The following is an 8,672-nucleotide window of genomic DNA, read 5'->3' as shown; positions in this document are numbered from 1 at the left end:
TCCCGAACTCGTCCATGTTGGCCTTGCCGACGATGGTCGCGCCTGCTTCCTTCAGGTGCTCGACGACCGTCGCGTCGTACGGGGGAACGTAGTCTTCGAGCATCGCAGAGCCGCAGGTCGTTCGGAGACCCTTCGTCGAGATGTTGTCCTTGACGGCGATGGTCTTACCGTCGAGAGGGCCATCTTCGTCGCTCTCGACCGTCTCTTTCGTGATGAATGCGTTCAGAGACATTTAGGACACCCGTGGACCCTTGAAGAAGCCGTCTTCGGTCTCTGCGGCGTTCGAGAGCGCCTCTTCCTGCGTCAGTCCCTCGTGGACCTCGTCGGGGCGCATCACGTTCACCAGTTCGTCCTCGCGGTCGACTTCGGGAACCTCGTCGAGGGCGTCGAAGTATTCGAGGATGTCCGCGAACTGCGTCGTGAACTCCTCGACCTCGTCCTCGTCGAGGTCGACCCGCGCCAACTCGGCGACGTGTCGTACCTCGTCGGCGTCGACGGGCGTATCGCTCATGTATCGGAGGAAACGGAGACTGGGAGTAAGGGTTTCGGTGTGCGCCGTTTCGTCTTCGTCTCCGTTTCGTCTTCGTCTCCGTTTCGTCTTCGTCTCCGTTTCGTCTTCGTCACCGTCTCGACTTTGTCTCGCCCGGCCCTGGCTACCTAATTATTCCTGATTAATTGTCCAAAAATACGCCAATTCCGTCCTTTTCTCGCCGTCAGATATAAGTAATCGCCCTCAATACGAATAGGTGGAGAACGACCGTTCCCAGTTGCTTCTCTCGCACACAATGACAGAAAGTGTCCGACGTTTCACGACAGATAGCGCGCGCGTGCGCAATGAAAAAAAGAAAGATTCCAAGCAGACAGAGACCGACCGAGAGCAGGCGCTCTCGTGTCCCGAATGTGGCTCGGAGACGCTTGTCTCCGACTCGGAACACGGAGAGACCGTCTGTGACGAGTGTGGTCTCGTCGTCCAAGAAAACGAGATAGACCGCGGCCCGGAGTGGCGTGCGTTCAACTCCTCAGAGAAAGACCAGAAGTCCCGTGTCGGTGCCCCGACCACCAACATGATGCACGACAAGGGGCTTTCGACCAACATCGGCTGGCAGAACAAAGACGCCTACGGCCGCTCGCTCTCGTCTCGACAACGCGAAAAGATGCAGCGACTCCGCACCTGGAACGAGCGCTTCCGCACCCGCGACTCCAAGGAGCGGAATCTCAAGCAGGCGCTCGGCGAAATCGACCGGATGGCCTCCGCACTCGGCCTTCCGGAGAGCGTCCGCGAGACTGCGTCCGTTATCTACCGCCGCGCTCTCAACGATGACTTACTCCCCGGCCGTTCTATCGAAGGCGTCGCAACAGCAGCATTGTACGCCTCCGCCCGCATGGCAAGTACGCCTCGGTCGCTCGACGAGATTACGAGTGTTTCGCGCGTCGAAAAGGAAGAAATCGCTCGCACGTACCGGTACGTCGTCCGCGAGCTAAAGCTCGAAATCAAGCCCGCAGACCCCGAACAGTACGTCCCACGATTCGCCAGCGAACTCGGGCTGTCCGACGAATCCGAGCGCCGCGCACGCCAACTCTTGAAAAACGCCAAAGAACAGGGTGTCCATTCAGGGAAGTCCCCGGTCGGTCTCGCCGCCGCCGCAGTCTATGCGGCCTCACTTCTCACCAACGAGAAGGTAACACAAAACGAGGTATCCGGCGTCGCTAACATCTCCGAAGTAACTATTCGCAACCGCTACCACGAACTGCTCGAAGCCGAAGAGCAGGCCCAGATGCCCTGACCGGTCTGGTCTTTTCGCAACACCGATAACACACCAACTGTAGCCACGGGTATGGAGACGACCCGACACTTCACCTCGACGGTGTACATCGTCAACGACGGCGCAGTCGCCCTCCACCGACACGAACGTCTCGGCATCCGCATTCCGCCGGGCGGTCACGTCGACCGCGACGAACTCCCCCACGAGGCGGGCTTGCGCGAAGTCCGCGAGGAGACGGGTCTCAATCCGACACTCGTCGATGACACCGACCCGGTTCCCGCACCCGGTGGCGAGGCGCTTCCCCACCCGCGGTACCAGATGCTCTACGACATCAACGTCCACGACGACGGCGAGGTCGGCCACCAGCACATCGACCACATCTACTACGCCCGCGTCGACTCCCGCGATATCGACCCCGCACCGGGCGAAGCCGACCTCGAAGCGTGGGACTGGTACGGCCCTGCGGACCTCCGTGAGAGCGACCTCGACGAGGATACGATTCAGATCGCACTGGAAGCTATCGAGGTCGTCTCCGGCAGCAACTGAGTGGCCGCTCTGAAATCGCCGCTACTCTAACAGCGACCGCACGTATTTTTCGACGTGGTTGTCCATCCGGCGTTTGAATCCCGCTTGCCGGGCGAGTCGGTCGAGTTCTCTGGAGGCGTACGTGCCGTACTGCACCGCCTTTTTGTTCGCCTCGGCGACTGACTCCGGAATACTGTCCTTTGCGGCTTCGCGGAGGGCGACTTTCCGCCGGTCGCCGTCCACGAGTAACTCACCCGGAAGCGGGAGCGCGGCGTCCACAACTCGGTCGTGGAGCAGCGGAGCAACCGGTTCGACGCCCGCCGCGCGAAGTACGAGCACGTCGCGTTCGAGTTGGTCGGGGAGCGTGTGAATCAGTTCTCGGGCGGCCCCCCGAACCGTCTCGGCTTCGACGCGGGGGTCGTCGGGGGCCTTGGCGACCTTGGCGTAACCGCCGAAGAGCTCGTCCGAGCCCTGTCCGACCGCGAGGCGGTCGTAGCCGTCGGCTGCGACCTGCTCGGCGAGCAGATACAGCGGCAAGACGATTTGCACGTCCATCGGATTCGTCCGCCCGAGTGCATCGACGATTTCCGGGACGGCGCGTTCGAGCGCGTCGTGGGAGAGTTCGACGACACGGAGGTCTCTCCCCATCGCATCGGCGGCGTCGCGGGCGGCGGCGATGTCGTGTGAGCCTTCGAACCCGGCGACGTAACACGGGGCGTCCGGAACGCCAGCAGCGACGACCGCGGAGTCGACGCCGCCAGAGAAGGCGACGGCGAGTCCGTCGTCGTCAACCGAGCGAACCGACTCGGAAACGGCGTTGCGGACGCGGGCGAGGGCATCCTCGCGGTCGGTGGAAACCGGTGGGTCGGGAAGTTCCCAGACGGATTCGTCGCGACCGGCGGACTCACCAGTCATGTGACGGGCGTGGCCCGGCGGGGCGGCAACCGGGTCGGAGAGGTCGCGGTGGTCGAACGACCGCGTCTCGGGGTCGTCACGTTCGGAAAAGAGCGGTTGGCGGCCGAGCACGTCGCGGACGAGACGACTATCGACTTGGCCCGCGTACCCCGCGGTTCCGGGGAGCGGGTCGCGGCCGTCGAGCGCGCGCCGAGCGAGAGAGGAGTCCGCGCCGCGCATCACAGCAAGTCGTCCAACGCGTGTTTCACGCGGCGTTTCGCTCCACCGGCCGCCTGCTGGAACGAGATGCGCCACGGAGTCTTGCTGCCGACGACACTGGTTCGGCCTTCGGTGATGGCGTCGAGGATGGCATCGGCGGTTCGCGTCTCGGTCCCGACTTCCGTAACGGCCTGTCCGACCATCTCGGCGATGTGCGCGTCGCTTCCGGCGGTCATTGAGAGGCCGCGACGCTTTGCGAAGCGCTCTGCGCGCTGATTTGCGATGCCGGTCAGGAGTCGGGAGTTATAGATTTCGATGGCGTCCGCCGCGGCGAGTTGGGCACGGGAGATGTGCGGAGCCACGCCGTGGCGCGACTTCTGGAACGGGTGGGGGATAACAGCGATGCCCCCGGCGTCGCGGATGCGGTCGAGTGTCTCATCGTACGAGAGACCTGCGGGAATCAGCTCTTCGACACCCAGTGCGAGAACGTGCCCTGCGGCGCACGTGACCTCCATTCCCGGGATACCGACGAGTCCGTAGTCCGACGCGAGGTCCGCGGCTTCGAGACTGGCGTCGATTTCGTCGTGGTCGGTCACGGCGAGGGCGTCTAACCCGACCGCGACCGCCTGTTCGAGGAGGTACTCGATTGGGTCTCGTCCGTCGTATGACAGCGACGAGTGTGAGTGCAACTCGACCGATAACACATCGTCTCCTAACAAAGGCGGCTAAAAAAGCGCCCCGGTCCCGGTGTGATTGGGGTGGGTGAGTCACGCACAATTGTTAGCTTATGAATCTCTCCCCTACGAGACGTTCTGTATCCGGCGAGATACCGTACGAACGTGAAATAATGTAAGGATATAGATATAATATCGTGGGTTGCGAACTATTGGCACGGTGGTAGACCCCCCACGTGAGAGGGCCACCAGGGAGAAAGAACATGACCGTACGAGACATCGCACGACCGAAGGACGAACTGGTAACCGCAACAATAGACACACCCATACAAGAACTGGCGAAGATGATGGAAGACCGGATGGTCGGGTCTGTCATCGTCGCCGACGGCGACTCAGTTGAGGGTATCGTCACGGACCGTGACATCGCGCTCAAGTGCGTCGGTGCTGGCGGAAGCGTCTCCGAGATGAAAGCGAAAGACGTGATGACGGAAAAACCGTTCACCGTGGACGCGAATACCGGCGTCTACGAGCTATTCCGGAAGATGCACGAACACGGCGTCCGGCGCGCACCCATCGTCGACGATGGCAAGCTTAGCGGCATCATCACCTTCGATGACCTGCTCGTCCTCCTCGAAGACGAGATGCACGAACTGAGCGAAATCGTCCGCGCCGGGTCACCGCCGTACACGCCAGCCTAACCCGTCGGCAGTCGAGTCTACGGGCGATTCGCACCGGCCAACTCATTTTTGCGCACGTTTGTGCACATAGAAAGGGTTTACAATGTGCGTTCTGACCATACCAATGAATGACGCTTCCCGACGCGGACCGCGACCTCGTCGTCGCCGAACTCGGTAGAGACCCGACGCCGGCCGAGGAGATACTCTTCGAAAACCTCTGGAGTGAACACTGCGCCTACCGGTCGTCCCGACCGCTCTTGTCGGCGTTCGACTCGGAAGGCGACCAGGTCGTCATCGGCCCCGGCGACGACGCTGCAGTCGTCTCCTTGGACGACGACACGTACATCACACTCGGCATCGAGAGCCACAACCACCCGTCCTACGTCGACCCGTATGACGGCGCGGCCACGGGTGTCGGCGGCATCGTCCGCGACACCCTCTCGATGGGCGCGTACCCCATCGCCCTCGCCGACTGCCTCTACTTCGGTGACTTCGACCGCGAGCACTCGCGGTACCTCCTCGACGGCGTCGTCGAGGGAATCGCCGACTACGGGAACGCCATCGGCGTCCCGACGGTGACCGGTGCGACCTCCTTCCACGAGAAGTACGAAGGTAATCCGCTCGTCAACGTCGCCTGTGTCGGCCTGCTCTCGGCCGACCGCCTCGTCACGGCCGAAGCACAGAAAGCTGGCAACAAACTCGTCCTCATCGGCAACTCGACCGGTCGCGACGGTCTCGGTGGCGCATCTTTCGCTAGCGAAGACCTCGCAGAAGATGCCGAAACCGAGGACCGCCCGGCCGTACAGGTCGGCGACCCGTACACGGAAAAACTCCTCATCGAGTGCAACGAGGCGCTCATCGACGAGGACCTCGTCGAGTCCGCCCGCGACCTCGGGGCCGCCGGTCTCGGCGGCGCATCCTCCGAACTCGTCGCCAAGGGCGGCTTCGGCGCGCAAATCGACCTGAAGGCGGTCCACCAGCGCGAACCCAACATGAACGCCTTCGAGATTCTGCTCTCGGAGTCCCAAGAGCGCATGTGCTACGAAGTCGCGCCGGAGAACGTCGAACGCGTGCAGGAAATCGCCGACCGGTTCGACCTCGGAAGCGAGGTCATCGGCGAAGTCGCCGAGGGCAACTACGTCTGTACCTTCGACGGCGAAACCGTCGTGGACGTGCCGCCGGAGTTCCTCGCCGAGGGCGCACCGATGAACGACCTCGACGCTGCCGAACCAGAATCCGCCGAGCGCGACCTGCCCGACGCAGACCTCACCGAAGCCTTCGAAGCGGTCGTCTCCGACCCCAACACGGCCTCGAAGGAGTGGGTCTACCGCCAGTACGACCACGAGGTCGGCCTGCGGACCGCTCGTCGCCCCGGCGACGATTCGGCACTCCTCGATATCCCCGAAGCGGGAACGAAACTCGCCTTTACCGCCGGTGCCGACCCTAACTGGACGAACGCGGCCCCCTACGACGGTGCCCGCGCGGTCGCCCTCGAAAACGCGACCAACCTCGCCGCGAAGGGCGCGACGCCCCTCGCAACCGTCGACTGTCTGAACGGCGGCAACCCCGAGAAACCCGACGTGTACGGCGGCTTCAAGGGAATCGTCGACGGCCTCGCCGACATGTGCAGCGCACTCTCGGTCCCCGTCGTCGGCGGCAACGTCTCCCTGTACAACGACTCCGTCTCCGGTCCGATTCCGCCGACGCCGACGCTCGCGATGGTCGGCGAAGCGGACGGCCAGTCGCCCGGTCTCTCGCTCTCGGGAGAAGGTGACCTCTTCCTCGTCGGCACCGGCGGCGAGGCCCTCGGTGGCTCGGCCTTCCTTGCCCACGCCGGTGGCTCGGACGCCTTCCCGACGCTCCCCGATGCCGAAGCCGCCGCGACGGCAGTCGAGACGATTCGAACCATCGCCGCCGCCGACTCCACGCTCGCCGTCCACGACGTGAGCCACGGCGGTCTCGCGGTCGCACTGGCCGAGATGGTTACCGAGGATGTCGGTGCCGACGTTTCGACCGACGACCTCGTTGCGTTCTTCGACGAGACGCCCGGCCGCGTCGTCGTGGAGACGACCGACGAAGCCGCCCTTCGCGACCTCGCCGGCGACGTGCCCGTCGTCGAACTCGGGACGACGACCGACGACGCGACGCTTTCCGTTGCTGTCGATAGCGACGAGTTCGCCTACGGCGCGGGCGACATCGCCGACCTCCGCGACGTACTCACCCGCGAACTGGACTAATTCGAAAACTCTCTTTCTGCCCCATCTCTGTCTCCGTTTCTGTCCTCGTTTCGACCACCATCTCTGTCTCCGCTTCTACCCCGCATCTACCCGTTTCTGCCACTCTTTCCGTATCCGTCTTCGAGACACTGGCGTGGCGACGCGGCAGAAAAACGGAGAGAAAGCTGAAGTCGTTCGAACTGCCGGTTCTACGCGAGAATCAGGGGCAACCCGAACGTGACGGCGAGACCGACGGCGAGGACGAGAACGCCGGTCGTGACCTGGCCCATGCTGAAATCCTGCATCGGAGAGGTAACTCGGCCGTCCTCGCCGGACTGGTGGTCATCGTGGTCATGGTCGCCCGCGTGGTGGTCGTCGCTCATACGCGACGCGACGGGTTCGCGGTACAAAAACGCACCTAACCGTCGTCCTGCGACGGCAGCGTTCGACCATCGTCGGCGCGTCTGTGGCGACACACAGACCTAAATCCCGTGCGGAACTATGGCCTATGTGAACTCTCGACGCCCACCTGACGAGCGCCGCTGGTGGAAAGAGGCCGTCGTTTACCAGATTTACCCGCGAAGCTTCAACGATTCTGATGGTAACGGCGTGGGCGACATCCCGGGTATCATCGAGAAGGTGGAGTACCTCGACGACCTCGGCGTGGACTGCGTCTGGTTGAATCCGGTGTACGAATCCCCCGGCGTCGACAACGGATACGACATCTCGGATTACCGCGCTATTTTGGACGAGTTCGGGACGATGGCCGATTGGGAGGCGCTCCGCGACGCGCTCCACGAGCGCGATATCCGGCTTATCATGGACCTCGTGGTGAATCACACGTCCGACGAACACGAGTGGTTCGTCAAGTCGCGGTCGTCGAAAGACAGCGAGTACCGCGATTACTACTGGTGGCGTGAAGGACGCGACCCCGACGAGGTTGCCGCGTCGACCGACCGAACCACCCTCGACCCCGACGACTACGACACGCCCGACGGGGTGAACGAGGTTCCGCCGAACGACTGGGAGTCCTTCTTCGGCGGTCCCGCGTGGACCTACGACGAACACACCGGAGAGTGGTATCTCCACCTGTTCGACGAGCGGATGCCCGACGTGAACTGGGAGACAAAAGCCCTGCGCGAAGAGATGTTCGAGATGATGGAGTGGTGGCTCGACAGGGATATCGATGGGTTCCGAATGGACGTTATCAATCTCATCTCCAAGCCGGACGGCTTACCCGACAGCGACGACCCGACGGCTATCGTCCGCGGCGCGGACAAGTTCGTCAACGGCCCGCGTATTCACGAGTATCTCTCGGAAATCTACGACCGGGTGCTCGCCGGAACCGATTCGATGACGGTCGGCGAGATGGCCGACCTCACCGTCAAACAGGCGAAAGACTTCGTCGGCGAGGACGGCGACGGCATGAGCATGGTGTTCACGTTCGACCACATGCGCCTCGACATGACAGACGCCGGTCGCTGGTCCTATCACGAGTGGTCGCCGCGGGAACTCAAAGAGTCGATGTCCCACTGGCTGGAAGGACTCGCCGACGATGGCTGGAACTCGCTGTTTCTCAACAATCACGACGAACCGCGGATGGTCTCTCGCTTCGGCGACGACGGCGAATATCGAACGGAGTCAGCTAAACTGCTCGCGACGCTTCTGCACACCCTCCGCGGAACGCCATACATCTATCAGGGC

10 protein-coding genes are annotated in these 8,672 nt (G+C 62.9%); 5 read left to right on the top strand and 5 right to left on the bottom strand.

What is annotated here, in order from left to right; all coding sequences use genetic code 11:
- Positions 1 to 232, bottom strand: a 232-nt coding sequence (locus tag QT222_RS11675; RefSeq protein ID WP_491477269.1) for an amidase family protein, incomplete at its 3' end; no start/stop codon positions are given.
- Positions 233 to 511, bottom strand: a complete 279-nt coding sequence (gene gatC / locus QT222_RS11670; protein ID WP_004572620.1) for an Asp-tRNA(Asn)/Glu-tRNA(Gln) amidotransferase subunit GatC — start codon at positions 509 to 511, stop codon at positions 233 to 235.
- 316 nt (positions 512 to 827) lie between these two features.
- Here gatC and QT222_RS11665 point away from each other — a divergent pair, with 316 nt between their 5' ends.
- Complete coding sequence (locus tag QT222_RS11665) at positions 828 to 1,784, top strand: transcription initiation factor IIB (protein ID WP_179955329.1); 957 nt, start codon at positions 828 to 830, stop codon at positions 1,782 to 1,784.
- A 51-nt stretch (positions 1,785 to 1,835) separates the two neighbouring features.
- On the top strand, positions 1,836 to 2,309 hold the full coding sequence (locus QT222_RS11660; protein WP_004572622.1) for an NUDIX hydrolase: 474 nt from the start codon (positions 1,836 to 1,838) through the stop codon (positions 2,307 to 2,309).
- A 21-nt stretch (positions 2,310 to 2,330) separates the two neighbouring features.
- On the opposite strand, the gene QT222_RS11655 is transcribed toward QT222_RS11660, so the two are convergent.
- Both QT222_RS11655 and QT222_RS11650 read right to left on the bottom strand, forming a co-directional pair.
- Positions 2,331 to 3,422 (bottom strand): asparagine synthase C-terminal domain-containing protein, encoded by a 1,092-nt coding sequence (locus QT222_RS11655; RefSeq protein WP_491477268.1) that lies wholly within the window; start codon positions 3,420 to 3,422, stop codon positions 2,331 to 2,333.
- Positions 3,422 to 4,105: a PHP domain-containing protein gene (locus QT222_RS11650; protein WP_004572624.1), complete on the bottom strand. Its 684-nt coding sequence runs from the start codon at positions 4,103 to 4,105 to the stop codon at positions 3,422 to 3,424. The genes QT222_RS11655 and QT222_RS11650 overlap by 1 nt, the downstream gene beginning before the upstream one ends.
- Positions 4,106 to 4,338: 233 nt before the next feature.
- Between QT222_RS11650 and QT222_RS11645 the strand changes: the two genes are divergently transcribed.
- Both QT222_RS11645 and purL read left to right on the top strand, forming a co-directional pair.
- A complete protein-coding gene (locus tag QT222_RS11645) occupies positions 4,339 to 4,773 on the top strand; it encodes a CBS domain-containing protein (RefSeq protein WP_004572625.1) in 435 nt (144 codons plus the stop codon).
- Between the two features lie 107 nt (positions 4,774 to 4,880).
- Positions 4,881 to 6,989 (top strand): phosphoribosylformylglycinamidine synthase subunit PurL, encoded by a 2,109-nt coding sequence (purL, locus tag QT222_RS11640; protein WP_491477267.1) that lies wholly within the window; start codon positions 4,881 to 4,883, stop codon positions 6,987 to 6,989.
- Positions 6,990 to 7,177: 188 nt separating this feature from the next.
- Here the strand turns inward: purL and QT222_RS11635 are convergent, their stop codons facing one another.
- Complete coding sequence (locus QT222_RS11635; protein ID WP_169330953.1) at positions 7,178 to 7,351, bottom strand: DUF7550 family protein; 174 nt, start codon at positions 7,349 to 7,351, stop codon at positions 7,178 to 7,180.
- Between the two features lie 118 nt (positions 7,352 to 7,469).
- Between QT222_RS11635 and QT222_RS11630 the strand changes: the two genes are divergently transcribed.
- On the top strand, positions 7,470 to 8,672 hold a 1,203-nt coding region (locus QT222_RS11630), incomplete at its 3' end, for an alpha-glucosidase (protein WP_491477266.1).

It is taken from the genome of Haloferax sp. s1 (genome assembly GCF_058382125.1).
This window is presented reverse-complemented; position numbering and strand designations above follow the sequence as displayed.